This is a genomic window from Kitasatospora sp. NPDC048194 (assembly GCF_043202455.1).
In the GTDB taxonomy this organism is placed as follows: domain Bacteria; phylum Actinomycetota; class Actinomycetes; order Streptomycetales; family Streptomycetaceae; genus Kitasatospora.
In genome coordinates, this window is record NZ_JBIDAK010000023.1 from 17,944 (window position 1) to 33,942 (window position 15,999).

At 74.0% G+C, this 15,999-nt stretch carries 17 protein-coding genes and 1 pseudogene; 5 read left to right on the forward strand and 13 right to left on the reverse strand.

The window, feature by feature from the left end:
• The 3 genes from ACGF07_RS24955 to ACGF07_RS24965 form a co-directional block, all read right to left on the reverse strand.
• Nucleotides 1–834: peptidoglycan DD-metalloendopeptidase family protein (locus tag ACGF07_RS24955; protein WP_392902137.1), on the reverse strand; the 834-nt coding region annotated here is incomplete at its 3' end.
• 11 nt (nucleotides 835–845) lie between these two features.
• Nucleotides 846–1,835, reverse strand: coding sequence for an esterase family protein (locus ACGF07_RS24960; protein ID WP_350741028.1), 990 nt, complete (start codon nucleotides 1,833–1,835; stop codon nucleotides 846–848).
• A gap of 227 nt (nucleotides 1,836–2,062) precedes the next feature.
• Nucleotides 2,063–2,971 (reverse strand): HD domain-containing protein, encoded by a 909-nt coding sequence (locus ACGF07_RS24965; RefSeq protein ID WP_392902139.1) that lies wholly within the window; start codon nucleotides 2,969–2,971, stop codon nucleotides 2,063–2,065.
• A 212-nt stretch (nucleotides 2,972–3,183) separates the two neighbouring features.
• On the opposite strand from ACGF07_RS24965, the gene ACGF07_RS24970 reads away from it, so the two are divergent.
• Nucleotides 3,184–4,170: a GlxA family transcriptional regulator gene (locus ACGF07_RS24970; protein WP_392902141.1), complete on the forward strand. Its 987-nt coding sequence runs from the start codon at nucleotides 3,184–3,186 to the stop codon at nucleotides 4,168–4,170.
• Nucleotides 4,171–4,249: 79 nt separating this feature from the next.
• Here the strand turns inward: ACGF07_RS24970 and ACGF07_RS24975 are convergent, their stop codons facing one another.
• The 4 genes from ACGF07_RS24975 to ACGF07_RS24990 form a co-directional block, all read right to left on the reverse strand.
• On the reverse strand, nucleotides 4,250–5,161 hold the full coding sequence (locus ACGF07_RS24975; RefSeq protein ID WP_392902143.1) for an NAD(P)H-binding protein: 912 nt from the start codon (nucleotides 5,159–5,161) through the stop codon (nucleotides 4,250–4,252).
• Nucleotides 5,162–5,554: 393 nt separating this feature from the next.
• The gene (locus tag ACGF07_RS24980; RefSeq protein WP_392902145.1) at nucleotides 5,555–5,860 is read right to left on the reverse strand and encodes a GNAT family N-acetyltransferase; all 306 of its coding nucleotides are present in this window, start codon (nucleotides 5,858–5,860) and stop codon (nucleotides 5,555–5,557) included.
• 248 nt (nucleotides 5,861–6,108) lie between these two features.
• Nucleotides 6,109–6,693 carry a Dps family protein gene (locus ACGF07_RS24985; protein ID WP_392902147.1) on the reverse strand — a complete coding sequence of 195 codons (585 nt, stop codon included), beginning with the start codon at nucleotides 6,691–6,693 and terminating at the stop codon, nucleotides 6,109–6,111.
• 237 nt (nucleotides 6,694–6,930) lie between these two features.
• Nucleotides 6,931–7,356: a MarR family winged helix-turn-helix transcriptional regulator gene (locus tag ACGF07_RS24990; protein ID WP_392902149.1), complete on the reverse strand. Its 426-nt coding sequence runs from the start codon at nucleotides 7,354–7,356 to the stop codon at nucleotides 6,931–6,933.
• A gap of 72 nt (nucleotides 7,357–7,428) precedes the next feature.
• Here ACGF07_RS24990 and ACGF07_RS24995 point away from each other — a divergent pair, with 72 nt between their 5' ends.
• Nucleotides 7,429–8,208 (forward strand): alpha/beta fold hydrolase, encoded by a 780-nt coding sequence (locus tag ACGF07_RS24995; protein ID WP_392902151.1) that lies wholly within the window; start codon nucleotides 7,429–7,431, stop codon nucleotides 8,206–8,208.
• Nucleotides 8,209–8,434: 226 nt separating this feature from the next.
• Here ACGF07_RS24995 and ACGF07_RS25000 read toward each other — a convergent pair.
• The 3 genes and pseudogenes from ACGF07_RS25000 to rpmG form a co-directional block, all read right to left on the reverse strand.
• Nucleotides 8,435–9,632: pseudogene (locus ACGF07_RS25000) on the reverse strand (GTP-binding protein); the annotation flags it as partial.
• On the reverse strand, nucleotides 9,629–9,892 hold the full coding sequence (locus ACGF07_RS25005) for a type B 50S ribosomal protein L31 (RefSeq protein WP_392902152.1): 264 nt from the start codon (nucleotides 9,890–9,892) through the stop codon (nucleotides 9,629–9,631). The pseudogene ACGF07_RS25000 and the gene ACGF07_RS25005, both read right to left, overlap by 4 nt.
• A gap of 79 nt (nucleotides 9,893–9,971) precedes the next feature.
• Nucleotides 9,972–10,136 (reverse strand): 50S ribosomal protein L33, encoded by a 165-nt coding sequence (gene rpmG, locus ACGF07_RS25010; RefSeq protein ID WP_350741047.1) that lies wholly within the window; start codon nucleotides 10,134–10,136, stop codon nucleotides 9,972–9,974.
• Between the two features lie 234 nt (nucleotides 10,137–10,370).
• Here rpmG and ACGF07_RS25015 point away from each other — a divergent pair, with 234 nt between their 5' ends.
• Together ACGF07_RS25015 and rpsR are read left to right on the forward strand one after the other, a co-directional pair.
• Nucleotides 10,371–11,558: a CobW family GTP-binding protein gene (locus ACGF07_RS25015; protein WP_392902154.1), complete on the forward strand. Its 1,188-nt coding sequence runs from the start codon at nucleotides 10,371–10,373 to the stop codon at nucleotides 11,556–11,558.
• A 40-nt stretch (nucleotides 11,559–11,598) separates the two neighbouring features.
• Nucleotides 11,599–11,841: a 30S ribosomal protein S18 gene (gene rpsR, locus ACGF07_RS25020; protein WP_392902156.1), complete on the forward strand. Its 243-nt coding sequence runs from the start codon at nucleotides 11,599–11,601 to the stop codon at nucleotides 11,839–11,841.
• A 235-nt stretch (nucleotides 11,842–12,076) separates the two neighbouring features.
• Here rpsR and ACGF07_RS25025 read toward each other — a convergent pair whose 3' ends face one another.
• The gene (locus tag ACGF07_RS25025) at nucleotides 12,077–12,871 is read right to left on the reverse strand and encodes an exodeoxyribonuclease III (protein ID WP_392902227.1); all 795 of its coding nucleotides are present in this window, start codon (nucleotides 12,869–12,871) and stop codon (nucleotides 12,077–12,079) included.
• A 396-nt stretch (nucleotides 12,872–13,267) separates the two neighbouring features.
• Between ACGF07_RS25025 and ACGF07_RS25030 the strand changes: the two genes are divergently transcribed.
• Nucleotides 13,268–14,041 carry a GntR family transcriptional regulator gene (locus tag ACGF07_RS25030; protein WP_392902158.1) on the forward strand — a complete coding sequence of 258 codons (774 nt, stop codon included), beginning with the start codon at nucleotides 13,268–13,270 and terminating at the stop codon, nucleotides 14,039–14,041.
• Nucleotides 14,042–14,186: 145 nt separating this feature from the next.
• Here the strand turns inward: ACGF07_RS25030 and ACGF07_RS25035 are convergent, their stop codons facing one another.
• Together ACGF07_RS25035 and ACGF07_RS25040 are read right to left on the reverse strand one after the other, a co-directional pair.
• Entirely contained in the window at nucleotides 14,187–15,350 is a 1,164-nt protein-coding gene (locus tag ACGF07_RS25035; RefSeq protein WP_350746253.1) for an ROK family protein, read from the reverse strand.
• Nucleotides 15,351–15,700: 350 nt separating this feature from the next.
• On the reverse strand, nucleotides 15,701–15,976 hold the full coding sequence (locus ACGF07_RS25040; protein ID WP_350746255.1) for a hypothetical protein: 276 nt from the start codon (nucleotides 15,974–15,976) through the stop codon (nucleotides 15,701–15,703).
• Between the last annotated feature and the right edge of the window lie 23 nt (nucleotides 15,977–15,999).

Below are 15,999 nucleotides of genomic sequence, written 5' to 3' on the forward strand. Positions count from 1 at the left end.
GGAGTGGCCGCCGCCGCCGAAGGTCTCCCAGTTCGACCAGGCGCCGGAGGGCTGGAGTTGGTAGCGGTGCTGGAAGGTGGTGCCGTTGATGGCGAACACCTCGAGGCGGCCGTCCTGGTCGGGGCCGATGGCGAGTTGGGCTCCGGCGGGGCCGCCGAGGGTCTCCCAGTCGGACCAGGCTCCGCTGACGGCGGTCTGCCAGGCGTGCGAGACGCCGTTGGGCCCGGCCGCGAACACCTCCAGCCGTCCGTCCGCCGAACGCGCCGACACCACCCGGCCCGACTGCGCCGGATACACCAGCGGGGCGGGGCGCGGGCCGGTTCCCGGCGTGCACGGCATGGTGATGCCGCGGTCCGCGAGGTAGGGGATCGGGTCGGTCCGCACGGTCGCGTTCGGGTCGGCCCAGACCCGCAGGTGCAGGTGCGGGCCCTCGGAGGTGCCCTCGCTGCCGACCAGCGCGATCAGTTGGCCCGCCGTGACGTGGTCACCGGTGGCCACCTCCCGCTCGCGCATGTGCCCGTACTCGGTGATGGTGCCGTCCGGGTGGAGGATGCGGATCCACTGGCCGTAGCCCTGCGCCGGTCCCGAGACCAGCACCTCGCCGTCGCCGACCGCGTAGATCGGTTCGCCGTAGCCGTTGGCGATGTCGATGCCGTTGTGCTCCGGGGTGTAGCCCTGGGAGATGTACCCGGCGGTCGGGCAGGAGGCCGCGAACCCGGTGGTCGCGGCAGGGGCGGCGAGCGCGGCGGGGGCGGTCGGCGCGGCGAGCGGCAGCAGCAGGGCCACGGCGGCCAGGCCCAGGCGCGCGGCGCGGCGGGCGAGCGAGCGGGACATCCGGGCGCCCCTCATGCCTTGCGCAGGCGGTCGATGATGCCGTCGATGTCGAGCCGCATCAGGTCTGGCCGGATGACGTGGCCGCCCTCCACCTCGTGCGAGTCGTGCGGGATGCCGGCCCGGTCGAGCAGGGCGCGGAACTCGCGCTGGCCGGCGAGGACCTGGGGCTCGTTCACGCTGCTGAACCAGTCGACCGGGCTGGGGCTGGTGCCGGCCACCAGGAACACCCGCTTGTTGCGGTAGCTCTCGATCCGCTCCACCGGGTTGTCTGCGCTGACCCGCGCCTGGTCCCAGAACGGCGCGCCGTAGACCGTCCCGCCGGCCAGGTCCAGCGCGGCGGAGGAGGCGTTGGCCCAGTGCGCCACCAGGCCGCCGTCCCGGCGGAGGCTGGCCGGCCCTGAGTGGGCGCTGACCGAGGCGAAGTGGCCGTAGTACTTGGCGGCGTACTTCAGCGCGCCGAACCCGCCCATCGAGAACCCGGACACCGCGCGGCCGTCGTACTCGGCGAAGGTACGGAAGTTGGCCTCGACCCACGGCAGCAGCTGGTTGATGTGGAACTCCTCCCAGTTGCGCGGGCCCGTGTTGGAGCTGACCGGGTTGGAGTACCAGCCGGCGTGGCCGCCGTCCGGCATCACCACGATGATCGGCTTCCCGGCGGTCCAGTCGCGCACGCCCATCCGGTCGAAGGTGATGAAGTCCTGGTCGGTGCCGCCGCCGTGGAACAGGTACAGCACCGGGTAGGTCCGGCCGCTCCAGTGGTAGTCGTCCGGCAGCAGGACGTTCACGGCGGGGTCCCAGCCGATCGCGGAGGTCCGGAAGCGGTAGTACCGCATCCGCGGATCGTTCTCGTTGCGGTCCACGATGGTCAGGCCGAAGCCGTCGTCGGCGGCCGCCGCCGGACTCGCCGACGCCAACGAACCGGCGGCGCCCAGCGCCAGCGCGGCGCCGAGCCCGCCGGCGGACCTGAGGACGCTCCTGCGAGTGGGGTGGTGCGCGGTCAACGTGACCTCCTGAAGGCGCGTGGCGGCGGCCCGTCCGGACCGCCCGGTTGTCGAGCGGTTGGGACGGTAGCCACGCGCCGCGCGGCGCAGAACCCGGAACCATACGGACTGACAGCGGCGGGCCGGTCGGCGAGACTCGTTCCCTTCCCCCCGCTTCTCTTCCGGCGCGCCGCCGGGCCGCCGGCCCCGGGCGGCGCCCCCGGGCCGCAGCCGCCGGGCGGCCCCCGTCAGTCCTCGAACGGGGCGGCGAGCAGCAGGTCCTCCACGGTCGGCACGCGGAAGTCCGGGAGGTGACGGCGCCCGACCTCGGCGAACGGGTGCATGAGCTCCGCCATCGGCTTCGTGCGGCACAGCGTGAGGATGTCGCCGAGTGCGGCCTCCTTGAACCCGGCCCGGGGGAAGGCGGAGAGCACCTCCGCGAGGGCGTCCGGCGGGATCCGCTCCAGGCCGTTCCCGGTGAAGTCGAGCCCGGAGCCGACGCAGACCATGGCGATCTCCGGCCTCTTCCGCGTCGCGATGCCCACGCTGGTGTGCAGGGCGATGGCGTCCCAGACCACGGCCACGCGCGGGGCGGCCACGTCCTGCTGCTCCAGGAACCGCTGCGCCGCGTCGGCGCCGTCGACCTCGAAGCGCTCGGTGGGCGTCCGGAACTCCTCGAGCAGGCCGAGGTCATGGAGGAGCGCGGCGACGAACACCAGCTCCCGGTCGTAGCGGACGCCGCGCCGCTCGAACAGCAGGGCGCCGAAGAGGTAGGTCCGCATGAGGTGGTTGAAGAGCGTTTCCGGGCACGCCCGCCGGGCGAAGGCCACGGCAGCGCGCGCCAGTCGGGTGTCGGGCACCTGGATCCCGGCCACGGTCGCGGGCAGGCCGCCGCCGGAACGGCCGGAGGCGGCGCCGCTCCCTGACGCGCCGCCGGTCCCTGACGCGCCGCCGGTCCCTGACGCGCCGCCGGTCCCTGACGCGCCGCCGGTCCCTGACGCGTCGCCGGCTCCCTGCGCGGGGCGGCCCCCCTCGGCGCCGGGCGCGGTGAACGCCGTGACGGAGAGGGTGGATGCCAGGCCGGCGGCGATCCCCGCACCGCGCCGCAGCACCGTGCGGCGGGTGGTGGCGGACGTGCCCTCGCTCGTGTCGTTCACGGTGGGTCCTTCCTCGCATTCGGAGTTGCTGTCGGTGGAGGTGCCGACGTCGATGTCGATGTCGATGTCGCGAGGCTATGAACCGTGCCGCCGCACCGAACAGCGGTGAAAGTGCCGGGGATCCGCTGATTCTCGCCAGGAGGCTCGCTCCACCGGTGGTCCTTGGGAGAGTGGGTGCGGCTGAACAACCGGCTGGAACCGAGGAGTCACACGTGCACACCGTCGCGGTCCTGGCACTCGACCGGGTCATCCCGTTCGATCTGGCCACGCCCCTGGAGGTCTTCGGGAGGGTCCGGCTGCCCGACGGGCGCCCCGCCTACCGGGTGAGGGTGTGCGGACCGGTCCCGCACGTCCCGGCCGAGGGCTTCACGATCGCCGCTCCCTGGGGGCTGGACGGCCTGGCGGACGCCGACACGGTGATCGTGCCCGGGCGGGCGGAGGGCGCGCCCGCGCCGGACGAGGAGGTGCTGGCGCTCCTGCGCCGGACGGCGGCCCGGGGCGCCAGGATCGCCTCCCTCTGTGCCGGGGCCTTCGATCTCGCCGCGACGGGGCTGCTCGACGGCCTGCCCGCGACCACCCACTGGGCCGCCGCCGCCGAACTGTCCCGGCGATTCCCCGCGGTCGAGGTGCGTCCCGACGTGCTGTACGTCGACAACGGCCACCTGCTGACGTCGGCCGGCGCCTCGGCCGGGCTCGACCTGTGCCTGCACATGATCCGCCGTGACTTCGGCTCCGCGGTGGCCTCCGACGCGGCCCGCCTGGCCGTCACACCGCTGGAGCGCGAGGGCGGCCAGGCGCAGTTCATCGTTCGCCCCCGGCCGGCCGTCCCCCGGGGCTCGACCCTGGAACCGGTGCTCGCCTGGATGGAGGAGCACCTCGCCGAGCCGCTCACGCTCGGCCTGCTGGCCCGTCGCAGCGGCATGGCCGGGCGCACCTTCAGCCGCCGGTTCCGCGAGCAGACCGGCACCACGCCGCTGCAGTGGCTGCTGCGGGCCCGCGTACGGCAGGCGCAGTTCCTGCTGGAGAACACCGACCACACGATCAGCCGCATCGCGGGCCAGACCGGCTTCGGCTCCCCGACCGCCTTTCGCGAGCGCTTCAAGCGCGTGGTCGGCATCTCCCCGAAGGGGTATCGCGCCACCTTCCGCAGCAGCCGGGGCCCCGCCGCCGGGGCGGGCTCGCTCCGGCGGACGGGCTGACGTGCTGAAGGGCTGGGGGAGCGGCGGGCCGACGCGCTGAGGGGGTGGCGGGCGGCGCGCCCTCAGCGCGCGGACCCGCTCAACCCGCAGAGGGCTGCCGCGCGACCGCCGGCCTGAGGACCTGCTCGCACCACTCGCGGAAGGTCGTCGGGCTCGCGGTCAGCGACGTGCGCCGAACACCGGAGTCGAGACCGTCGTCCTTGGCACGCATCATGTCCAGGTAGCCCTGCACCACCGTGTCCGTGGTGCCCTGCGCGGCCAGCGCCGAACGGAAAGCGTCGGGCGTCTGCCGCTCGTAGCGGACCGGACGGCCGAGCACCTCGGACATGACGGCCGCCAGGTCGTTCGGCGAGAGGTCCTCGGGGCCCAGCACCGGGACCTCGCCCGTCCCCGTCCACGAGCGGTCGAGCAGCAGGCCGGCGGCGGCCGCGGCGATGTCCCGGGTGGCGGCCACCGGCGCCTTGCGGTCGGCGGCGACGAGGTCGGTGAACACGCCGTCGTCGCGGATCGAGGCCGCCTGCCCCAGCAGGTTGTCCATGAAGCTCGGGTTGGCGAGCGCCCGGTAGGCCACGCCGGTACGCGCGATGAGGTCGTCCATGGCCAGCGAGGCCGTCACGTGCCCGGCGCGGTCGGCGGCTGGGGTGCCCCGGCCGAGCGCCGAGACGCCGACGACGTGGCCCACTCCGTGGGCGGTGAAGGCCTTCGCGGCGGCCCGGGTGAACTCGGAGTAGACGGCGGCCAGGCTCGGTGCCCGCCGGTTCGGGGGCACCAGCCAGAAGACGGCGTCCGCGCCCGCGAAGGCCCGGTCGACGACCTGCGCGTCGCCGTGCGATCCGGTGACGACGTCGACACGGGCGCGGACCGCCTCCGGGAGCTTCCCGGGGTCGCGGACGATGACGCGCAGTTCCTCGCGGTGCGGGCCGGTCCCGTCGAGGAGGAGGTCCAGCAGTCGGCTGCCGATCTGGCCGGTGGGAGCGGTGATGACGATCATGTGTCGAGTCTCGGCACGGCGCTCCGACGCGTCCAATACCCTTCCCGAGGATTGATACCTGCCGGGTATGACCGCGCCGGGCGGGTTGTGTGCGGAGGGCCCGGCCACCCAGTCCGGACGCCTCGTACGTCTCATACGTCTCGCACATCTCGATCGCCTCGGACACGCGCTCGGCGCGACCCTCCTGCTCCGCACGGCCCGACCGGATCCGGTGCAGCGTGGGCGGGCCCGGTGTCCGCCAGTGAACAGCGCGGGCCGCGTGTTCGAGCTGATCGCGGAGGAACTCCCTTGCACGACAGAGGAGTTACTCGGTACGTGTCGACATTGCGCCGCGGTCGGGCAGCGAGGTGGTGCGGCCGCCGTGCCGGTGGTGTCGGCGGCCGACACCGGTGGTCACAGGCCGAAGCGGGTGCGCTGCGCCTCGGGGACCAGGTCGACGTACTCGGGGTGCTTGCCGATCCAGCCGCGGATGAACGGGCAGTAGGGGAGCACCGCGAGGCCCTGCTTCCGGGCGGTGTCCAGGGCGGCCCGGGCCAGGGCGCCCGCGAGGCCGCGCCCGGCGAACGCGGGGTCGGTCTCGGTGTGGATGAAGGCGATCTCGTTCTCGTACCGGTGGTACTCGGCGAAGCCGGCGAGCTCCCCGTCCTCGGTGATCTCGAACCGCGACCGGTCGGGGTTGTCCGCGATGGTGGTCGTCATCGTTCCTCCTGCTGTCGGGCTGCGGGCGGGGGCCTGGGGCGGCATTTAATTTATCATTCAACTAGATGGTGATCAAGTATGCCGCGCCCGGGCCGGCGACCGCCCCCGGCCGCCGTCCGGGACCCCGCCGGCCCGGACCGGGCACGCTCAGCCGCCCGGAGCACCGCGGGGTCGCGCCTCACGGCGCGGACGACGCCGCGGTGCGGCCGGTCATCGCGGCGGCGCGGGACGCGGGTGGACCGGGCGGATCACAGTCGCACCAGCGGCGTGTCCACCAGGTGCTCGGCGAGGAACCACACCTGCGCCTCGCCCGTGCGGACGACCTGCGACACCAGCAGGTCGTTCGTCCCGTCGTCACCGAGCGCCGCCACCCTGGCCGCGGCGTCCCGGGCGTCCACCAGGACGGCCTCGTGCGCCGACAGCAGCCGTGACAGCATCGCCGGGACCTCCTCGACGCCGTCCGGCGGGCGCGGGATCGAGGCGAGCTCCGCGACGTGCCGCGGGTCGCCGACGGCGACCCCGCCCAGCCCCTGGAGCCGCTCGGCGAGGGCGTCCACCAGCGCCAGCTGCTCGTCCGCGTGCTTGTCCAGCAGCAGGTGCAGTTGGTAGAAGGTCGCCCCGCGCACCAGCCAGTGGTGCTTCTTGTAGAGGGAGTACAGGATCCGGGTGTCCGCGAGCACCTGGTTGAGCCGCTGGCAGGCGTAGAGGCGGGCGTCGCGGGTCAGGCCGAGCGGCAGTTGGCTCACGGTGCCGAACTCCTGGATCTCCTGGCCCTTCTGGTGCAGCAGCGGCTGGCTGCTGCCGGTGGTGCGGGGGTGGTCGGACCGGCTCATGGGAGCTCCCGGGTGCGTCGTCGGCGGATGGGTGGTCCCACGGTAGGAGCGCGGCAGCGGCGGGCTTTTTCCACCAGTGCACCGGGTGTTGACACTGTGTGCCCCCGCGCCCGGCCGGGCGCGGGGCGCCCGGTGCGGCGCCGGCCCGCCGCTCGAGGGCCGACCCGGCGACGGCGCCGACCCGGCGGCGGCGCACGGGCGGTGCGTGCATCGGACGGGCGAGGCGCGCGCCGACGCTCAGGTGCGGCTCTCCGCCTCGCCGGCGAGGCGCTGGAGCAGGTCGAGCAGGGCCGCGCGGTCCTCGGGCGGCAGGGGTGCGAAGCAGTCGGCGAGCACCTCGTCGGCGATCCGGTGCCCGGCGGCGAGGACCTGCTCGCCGGCCGGGGTGAGGTGGTGCTCGATCCGCCGCCCGTGCCCCGGCCGGCGCTCGATCAGCCCCTGGGCCGAGAGGCGGCCGGCCAGTGCGCCGAAGGCCTGCTCGCTCTGGAAGGTCGCCGCGGCGAGCGTGCGGGCCGACGCGCCGGGCGAGCGGTCGATCGCGCGCAGCGCGTCCCACTGGGCCAGCGTCGTGCCGACGGCGGTCAGGGCGGTGTCGAGCGCCCGGTGCTGCCGGTACTGCGCCTGCTTGACCGCTCGTCCGAGGACCTGCAGCTCACCATGCATGCGCCGAGTCTAGGCCGAGTTCGAACGGTAACCAAGCTAGCTTAAGTAAAGATATTTAGTTACCGTGGAGCCATGACTCTCCACGAGACCACGGCCGTGTACGGCAACCTGCCCCTCACCGTCTCCGAGGCCGGCCGGGGCAGGCCGGTCCTGCTGCTGCACGGCGGCGGGGGCCCGCGCACGGTCGCGGGCCTGGCCGAGCACCTCTCCCGCAGCGCGCACACCATCGCGCCGACCCACCCCGGCTGGAACGGCACTCCCCGCCCCGACTGGCTGACCGGCGTCGACGACCTCGCGCTCTGCTACCTGCGCATGCTGCACCAGCGGGGCCTGGAGGACGTCCTGGTCATCGGCTCCTCGCTGGGCGGCTGGACGGCGGCCGAGATGGCCGTGCTCGACGCGGCCGGGATCGTCACCGGCCTCGTCCTGATCAACGCCGTCGGCGTGCGGATCGAGGGCGAGCCGCTCACCGACTTCTTCACCCTCGACCCCCGCTCCGCGGCCGAACACTCCTGGCACGACCCCGACCGCTTCTACGTCGACCCCGCCGACCTCCCCGCGGACCAGGTCGCCGCCCAGCAGGCCAACCTCGCCACCATGCGCGTCCTCGCGGCCGACCCGTACATGCACGATCCCCGGCTGCTGCAGAGGCTCCCGCGCGTCGAGGTGCCCGCCCTCGTGCTCTGGGGCGAGAGCGACCGCATCGCCACACCGGCCTACGGAGCGGCCTACGCGGCCGCCTTCGGCAACGGACGCTTCGAGCTCGTCGCCGAGGCCGGCCACCTCCCGCAGATCGAACAGCCGGAGGCCACCTTCGCCCTGATCGACGCTCACCTGCACGGCGCGCGCTGACCTCCGTCAGCGCGCGCCCGGCCGGCACCGCCCGCCGTCACACCGGCTGAGCCGCGAGCTCGGCAGTCGGATCGGCAAGCGGCGAGCTCGAGGCGTGGTCGCCGGGTGCGTCGTGCCCGTCGTGCGTACCGTGCCCGTCGTGCGTACCGTGCCCGTCGTGCGCGCTGTATCCGTTGTGCGTGCCGTGCCCGTCGTGCGCGCTGTATCCGTCGTGCCCCGGGTGTCCGGCGTCGACCGGGCAGTACGCCTCCCAGGCCGGGAACGGATCGCGGTACGCCGCCCGGGCGCACGCTCCGGCCGCCGCCTCGTCCGCCGTCAGCAGGCAGGCGTCGAGCGCGGCGCGCAACGCGTCCGCGCGCAGCCCGGTCCCGATGAAGACCAGCTCCTGTCCGTGGGAGAGGGTGTCCGAGGCGTCCAGCGGCTGGGCGGCGGTGTGCACGCCGGAGGGCTCGAAGCGAGCCACCGAGCCGGCCTGCGACCAGAGGCCGGTGACGGACGGGCGCGAGGCGAGCCGGAAGAAGCCCTTCGAGCGCAGCACGGCCCCGAACTCGCCGCTGTCGAGGCGGCTGCTGACGAGGTCCCAGAGCCGCTCCGGGTGGAACGGCCGGTCCGACCGGTAGACCAGGCTGGAGATCCCGTACTCCTCGGTCTCGGGCACGTGGTCGCCGTTGAGCTCCGCGACCCAGCCGGGCGCCTCCTGGGCGCGGGCGACGTCGAAGCGGCCGGTGCCGAGGAGCTCGGCGGCCGGGACGGCACCGAAGGCGGACCGGACGATCCGGGCGGCCGGGTTCAGCCGGCTGAGCGTGGCCGCCAGCCGGTCGGCCTCCTCGGCGGTGACCAGGTCGGTCTTGTTGAGGACGAGCACGTCCGCGAACTCGACCTGGTCCATGAGCAGGTCGCTGATGGTGCGCTCGTCGTCCTCGTACTGGTCCAGGCCGCGCTCGACGAGTTCGTCCCCGGCACGCAGCTCGGGCAGGAAGTTGACGGCGTCCACCACGGTGACCATGGTGTCCAGCCGGGCGAGGTCGCCGAGTGTGGCGCCGTCGTCGCGGGCGAAGGAGAAGGTGGCCGCGACCGGCATGGGCTCGGAGATGCCGCTCGACTCGATGAGCAGGTAGTCGAAGCGGCCGGCGCGGGCCAGCCGGTCGACCTCCTCGAGGAGGTCGTCGCGCAGGGTGCAGCAGATGCAGCCGTTGGTCATCTCGACCAGCCGCTCCTCGGTCCGCGACAGCGCGCCCCCGTCGCGGACCAGGGACGCGTCGATGTTGATCTCGCTCATGTCGTTGACGATGACCGCGACCCGCAGGCCCTCCCGGTTGTTGAGGAGGTGGTTGAGCAGGGTGGTCTTTGCCCGCGCCCAGGAAGCCGGACAGAACGGTGACGGGAAGCCGCTCGGGCGTGGAGGGCGCGGAGGGCCCGGTCACGAGCCGGCCTTGCGGCTGGTGATGCCGTAGCGGCGCTCGAAGCGCTCGACCCGGCCGGCGGTGTCCAGGACGCGGGACTTGCCGGTGTAGAAGGGGTGGCTGGCCGAGGAGATCTCGACGTCGATGACGGGGTAGGTGTTGCCGTCCTCCCACTCGACGGTCTTGCTGCTGGTGGCGGTCGACCGGGTGAGGAAGGCGAGGCCGCCGGCGTTGTCGCGGAAGACGACGGGCCGGTACTCGGGGTGGATGCCGGGCTTCATGGGGGTGCTCCTGTCAGTCGCGTCGGTGGTGGGTGGTGGTGGGTGGTCGGTGGTGGGTGGGGCCGTGGGGCGGCGGAGGTCAGCGCTCCTCGCGGAAGTCGACGTGCCGCCGCGCGACCGGGTCGTACTTGCGCAGGACCAGGCGGTCCGGGTCGTTGCGGCGGTTCTTGCGGGTCACGTAGGTGTAGCCGGTGCCCGCGGTGGAGCGGAGCTTGATGATCGGGCGCAGTTCGTTGCGTGCCATGAGTCCTCCTCGGATCGACGACCGACTATAGCAACATGAAATCCATTTTCATCTGCGTTAGTGTTCGGGGAGCAGACGGAGCCCAACGCCCGTCCTGTGCGGTCGCCCGGTGCCCGGTGCCCGGTGCCCGGCGCCCGGTGTCCGGTGCCCGGCGCCCGGTGCCCGGCGCCCGGCGCGCCGGCCCTTGGCCCCGGACCCCCGCACGCCTACCCACTGCCAGCAGAGGAGGCCCCCGTGCCCGAGAACGCCAGACTCCCGGTCGTCGTGGTCGCCGGCCTCCACGGGGGCCAACGCCGCCGAGCCGTTGACGAGTTGCTGAACGGCCGCGCCGGTGCCGTCGTCCTCCACCACGACCTGGGCGACGCCCCCCGCGGCATCGTGCGCCGCGAACTGCGCGATGCGCGAAGCCGGTTCGGGCACGCCGAGATCCCCCTGACCAACGACTGCCCGTGCTGCGCGCTCCGCGAGGACCTGCTGCCGGAACTGGCGCGGATCGCGGACGCCGGGCAGTACGGGCTCGCCGTCGTCGAACTGTGGGGCGGCAGCGATCCGCACCCGGCCGCCGAGCTGATCGCGGGCGGCGAGGTCGACGGCCGCCGCATGCACGAGGTGGTCGAACTCGCCGGTGTCGTCACGGCGGTGGACCCGCTGCGGGTCACCGGTGACCTGTCCGTCCCGGACGACCTGGCCGAACACGGCCTGCACACCGCGCCCGACGACACCCGCACCCGTGCCGAGACGCTCGCCCACCAGGTCGAGTACGCCACCGTCCTGGCCGTTCCGCGCGCCGGGCGCGAGGACGACACCCCCGAACGCCGGTCCGGCCTCGCCATGCTGCGCCAACTGCACCCCACCGCCCGCACCGTGCGACTGGGTACGGGCGAGCTGATCCGCGCGGCGCTCGGCGGCTTCGACGTCGCCGCCGCCCGGGACCGGGTCGATCCGGCGCTGGCCCTGCTGCCGCAGGAGCGCGAGGAGGCGGGCGTCGCCACCCTGGTGTGGGAGCGCCGCCGCCCGCTGCACCCGACCCGGTTCTACGAGGCGCTGGAGCTGCTCGTCCCCGCCGCCCAGCGCAGCCGCGGCCGGTTCTGGCTGGCCAACCGCCCCGACCAGATGCTCGCCTGGGACGCCGCCGGGGCCAACCTCGCGGTCGAGGAGTGCGGGCCGTGGCTGGCCTCCGTGCCCGACGCCGCCTGGGACCTCTACCCGCCCGCCCGCACGGCCGCCGCCGCCCTCGACTGGCACCCCGCCCACGGCGACCGCGTCCAGCGGCTCAGCTTCACCGCCGAAGGCCTGGACGCCCACGGCCTCACCGAACTCCTCGACTCCTGCCTGCTCACCGACGCGGAACTCGCCGCCGGGGAGCCCGGGTGGAAGACCCTCCCGGACGCCTTCGAGGAGCTGCTCGACCCCGTTTCCTGACCCCCTCTGGCCTTCCCAATTCGCCGATCGGAGAACCCAGATGGCCAAGCGCCAAGGTGCCGGACGTCCGGCCAAGCCCCGCCCGAACCCCCTCCTCGAGGCGGGCATCACCTACATCGACTACAAGGACACCACCCTGCTGCGGAAGTTCATCTCCGACCGCGGCAAGATCCGCAGCCGTCGCGTCACCCGCCTCACCGTCCAGCAGCAACGGGCGATGGCCCGCGCGATCAAGAACGCCCGCGAGATGGCCCTCCTGCCGTACTCCTCCACCGCCCGCTGACCTCCCGGACCTCACCGTCCGTCTCCGGCCCCCGCTACAGGGGCCGGAGACGGACCGGGGGCGGGGGGGGGGGCGCGCGCCCCCCCCCCCCCCCCCCCCGCCGCCCCCGGCCCGCCCCCGCCCCCCGGGGGGGGGGCGGGCGCGGGGGGGGGGGGGGCCGCCGCCCCGCCCCCCGCCCCCCCCCCCCTCCGGGACGCCTGCCAGGGAACGAGCCCCCCAGGGAACGCCCGCCGGCTCAGACCTCGTGGTCGTAGGCCACCGTGACCGGCGCGTGGTCCGACCAGCGCTCGGTGTGGGTGTCGGCCCGCTCGACGTAGGCCTCGACGGCCTTGGCGGCGAGGCCCGGGGTGGCGACCTGGAGGTCGATGCGCCAGCCGGAGTCGTTGTCGAAGGCGCGGCCGCGGTAGGACCACCAGGAGTAGGGGCCGGTGCGGTCGGGGTGGAGGGCCCGGACGACGTCGACGTAGCCGGCCTCGTCGTAGACGCGGGAGAGCCAGGCGCGTTCCTCGGGGAGGAAGCCGGCGGACTTCTGGTTGGCCCGCCAGTTCTTGAGGTCCTCGGGGCGGTGGGCGATGTTCCAGTCGCCGCAGACCAGGACTTCGCGCCCCTCGGCGGCGGCGCGGGCGCGCAGCGCGGTGAGGTGGACGAGGAATTCCGCCATGAAGCGCTCCTTCTCGTCCTGGCGTTCGGTGCCCACTTCGCCGGACGGGAGGTAAAGGCTGGCCACGGTCAGTCCGGGGAGGTCGATTTCGACGTATCTGCCCGAATTGTCGAATTCCGCCGACCCGAATCCGATCGCGGTGCGCTCGGGCTGCCGGCGGGAGAGGATGGCGACGCCGGCCCGGCCCTTGGCGGCGGAGGGGGTCCAGACCGCGTGCCAACCGTCCAGGTCGCGCAGTTCGACGGGCAGTTGGCCGGGCTCGGAGCGCACCTCCTGGAGGCAGATCACGGCCGCCTCCGTTCCGGCCAGCCATTCGACGAAGCCCTTCCTGGCCGCCGCCCGGATTCCGTTCACGTTCACACTCGTCACCACGATCACCCGGGCAGCCTACCGACTGGTCCGGTCGGGCCCGAAGCGTGACGCGCTCCGGCCGGTGGCGGACGGCCGGCGGACGAACCGTGGTGAGCAGTGGTCGTCGACGGGTGTCGCGAACGGAAGCCGCGGACGGGCCTCGCGAACGCGTGTCGCCGACGGCTGTCGAGAGCGGCTGTCGTGAACGCGACATGAATCCCCGTGACAGTCGCACCAAGCGACGTCATTGGTCTTGACCATCTCCCGAGACAGCACCTAGGGTCGCTTACTGCAAGGACCTTTAATAAAGAAGGACGGATAAAGGCCCGCTCTCCCACCTGCCGCAACAGCGGGCAGCGGGCCCGGGATCCGCCCTCCTTGTCAGGGCGGACGCACAGCAGGGTGGAGGACACGGTGGGAACGACGGGACAGCTTTCGCCGGTGCCGGAACCGAAGTACTGGCACCTGCGCACGGTGCTGCTGAGGACCATCGACTCGGAGTTCTCCACCGGCCAGGTCCTGCCGAACGAGCGCGAGCTCGCCGCCCGCTTCGGTGTGGCCCGGGCCACGCTGCGCCAGGCGCTCGACCAGCTGGAGCTGGAGGGCCGCCTGGTGCGCCGCCGGGGGATCGGCACGCTGATCGCCGCCCCGCGGGTCGGCGTCCCGGTGAACCGGCAGGAGGAGGGCTGGCCCGGCGCCGGGCGCAGCCAGGCCTGGCGCACCGTCGACTGCACCACCGCCGCCGCCTCCGCGCAGCTGGCCAAGGCGCTGGGGGTCGCCGAGGGCGCCACCGTGCACACCGTCCGCCGGGTCCGCATGGTCGAGGGCCGCGCGATGGCGGTCGAGTCGCTGCACGTTCCGGCGTCCGCGCTGCCGCACCTGCCCGGTTTCCGGGCCGAGAGCGACCGCGCCCGTTCGGTGCTGCGCCAGCTGGAGCGCCTGGAGGTGGACGGCGAGTCCCGCGCCGTCGAGCTGGGTGTCGCGGAGGCCGAGGAGGCCCAGCTGCTGGAGCGGCCGCCGGGCACCCCGGTGCTGGTGCTGACCACCCACTACGCCTCCGCGGGCCGGCTGGTGGCGCTCTCCGTCTCCACCTACCGGGCGGACACCTGCAAGCTCACCTTCGGCGAGGCCGGCCTGGTCGAGGTCACCCCGGTCGGCGCGGGGGCCGAGGTCCGCACCGCCTCCTGAAGCCGTTTCGACACCCGAGGCCTTTCCTGAAACCCGAGGCCTTTCCCGAAACCCTCGAGCACCGGCCCGGATGCCCAAGTGGCGTCCGGGCCGGTGCTGTCGGCTGAGGGAGGGCCGGGCCGTGGGGACGGCTCCGGCCCGCCGGTCAGATCCGGGGCGGGTCGACCGCGAAGAGCTGGTCCTCGACGTGGTCGAGGGCGACCCGCAGCGCGCCCATCGCGACGACCTCCGAGCCCAGCGCCGCCAGCGCCACCTCCGGGGCGCGGAGGGTGAACTGGGCCAGCCGCTCGCGCAGCGGCTCCAGCACCCCGTCCAGCCCGGCCGCCCAGCCGCCGATCACCACCAGCTGCGGGTCGATGGCCAGCACCAGCGCGGCCACGCCCTGTACCAGGCGGGTGAGGAAGCGGTCCATGGCGACCTTGGCCACCTCGTCGCCCTCCCGGGCCAGCCGCAGCACGCGGGCGACGGCCGCCTCGTCCAGCGGGTTGAGCGGCTTGCCGGTGGTGGAGAGCAGCCGCTCCGGGGTGACCTCCTGGCCGAGCAGGTGCAGGGCGCCGATCTCGCCGGCCGCGCCGCCGTGACCGCGGTGCAGCCGCCCGTTGATCAGCGAGCCGGCGCCGGGGCTCAGGCCCGCCATCACGAAGACCACGTCGTCGGCGCCGACGGCCGAGCCCTGCCAGTGCTCGGCGATGGCCGCGAGGTTGGCGTCGTTCTCGATCAGGACGGGACAGCGGAACGAGCGGCGCAGCCGGGCGCCCAGGTCCAGGCCGGTCCAGCCGGGCATCGCGGTGCCGAGCCGGATCGTGCCCTCGCGGTCCACGATGCCGGGGGTGCCGATGCCGACCGCCCACAGGTTGTCCCGGGAGATCCCGGCCTTGCGCAGCACCTCGGCGACGGCGGTGCGGACGGCGGAGAGCCGGTCCTCGGCCTCCAGGGTCTCGTCGACCGGCTTGAAGTGACTGCCCACCACCTCGCCGGCGAGGTCGGCCAGGATGACCCGGATGTCGTGCACGCCGACCTCGATGCCGAGGATGTGCCCGGCCTCGGCGCGGAACCGGAACCAGCGGGCCGGACGGCCGCGGCGGCCGGTGCCCGGCTGGCCGTCCTCCCGGGGCTGTTCGACCTCCGCCACCAGTCCGGTCTCGACCAGGCCCTCGATGACACCCTCGACGGTCGGCCGGGACAGGCCGGTCTCGCCGACGAGCTGAGTCAGGGTCACGGAGTGGCCGGCCCGCAGCGCCCGAAGCGTGACCGCCGCGTTGATCCGCCGAAGCAGCGAGGAGTCTCCTCCGGTGAGCCGATCCGCCAATGCGATGCCCTTCGCCGTTCGCGCGACTGCCCTGGCGCGCGGTGTCGAGTGCGCGGAGCCCACCGAAAGGTCCGCGGGGTCGTGGTGCCCCCGGAACGCGGTGCGGGCGGCGCGGAGGCCGCCCGCGGGAGGGCCCGGAGGACATGCCGGAGCCTACCCGGGGACCGCCCCGCTCGGCGAGGATTCCCGCAGCTCATCCGGGCTTCGGTATCGAAATGGTACGGACCGGGTGGTGGCGCGTGACCGGGTTTCACGGGTCGCTCACGGGCGAGCGGACGCGGGCGGGCGCCCGGGGCTCCCGGGGCGGCTGAGGACGGCCGCGGGCACCCGTCGCCCGCCCCAGCGCTCCGTCACGGACGGCCCGCCACCCCGGCGCCGCCCGGGCGGTGGCCGCGCACCGACCAGCGGGCGCGGACCGACAGCAGCGAGCCGACGCTCAGCCAGGAGCACGCCGAGAGGGCGCTGAACACCGAACCGGCCGAGCCGATGGACAGCACGCTGCCGACCGAGCCGACGGACAGCACGGAGCCGACCGAGCCGATCGACAGCAGCGAGCCGATGGAGCCGATGGAGGCGATCGAGCCCAGCGAGGCCCGGGAGCGGATGGAGCGCACGGAAGCGGCCATGGGCCGATCGTAGCCGTGGCTGT

Excerpts from the sequence above, each read along its gene's own strand:
- ACGF07_RS24975 (WP_392902143.1), bottom strand. The coding sequence starts at position 5,161 with ATGATCGTCATCACCGCTCCCACCGGCCAGATCGGCAGCCGACTGCTG.
- ACGF07_RS24980 (WP_392902145.1), bottom strand. The coding sequence starts at position 5,860 with ATGACGACCACCATCGCGGACAACCCCGACCGGTCGCGGTTCGAGATC.
- ACGF07_RS24985 (WP_392902147.1), bottom strand. The coding sequence starts at position 6,693 with ATGAGCCGGTCCGACCACCCCCGCACCACCGGCAGCAGCCAGCCGCTG.
- ACGF07_RS24990 (WP_392902149.1), bottom strand. The coding sequence starts at position 7,356 with ATGCATGGTGAGCTGCAGGTCCTCGGACGAGCGGTCAAGCAGGCGCAG.
- ACGF07_RS24995 (WP_392902151.1), top strand. The coding sequence starts at position 7,429 with ATGACTCTCCACGAGACCACGGCCGTGTACGGCAACCTGCCCCTCACC.
- ACGF07_RS25005 (WP_392902152.1), bottom strand. The coding sequence starts at position 9,892 with ATGAAGCCCGGCATCCACCCCGAGTACCGGCCCGTCGTCTTCCGCGAC.
- rpmG (WP_350741047.1), bottom strand. The coding sequence starts at position 10,136 with ATGGCACGCAACGAACTGCGCCCGATCATCAAGCTCCGCTCCACCGCG.
- rpsR (WP_392902156.1), top strand. The coding sequence starts at position 11,599 with ATGGCCAAGCGCCAAGGTGCCGGACGTCCGGCCAAGCCCCGCCCGAAC.
- ACGF07_RS25040 (WP_350746255.1), bottom strand. The coding sequence starts at position 15,976 with ATGGCCGCTTCCGTGCGCTCCATCCGCTCCCGGGCCTCGCTGGGCTCG.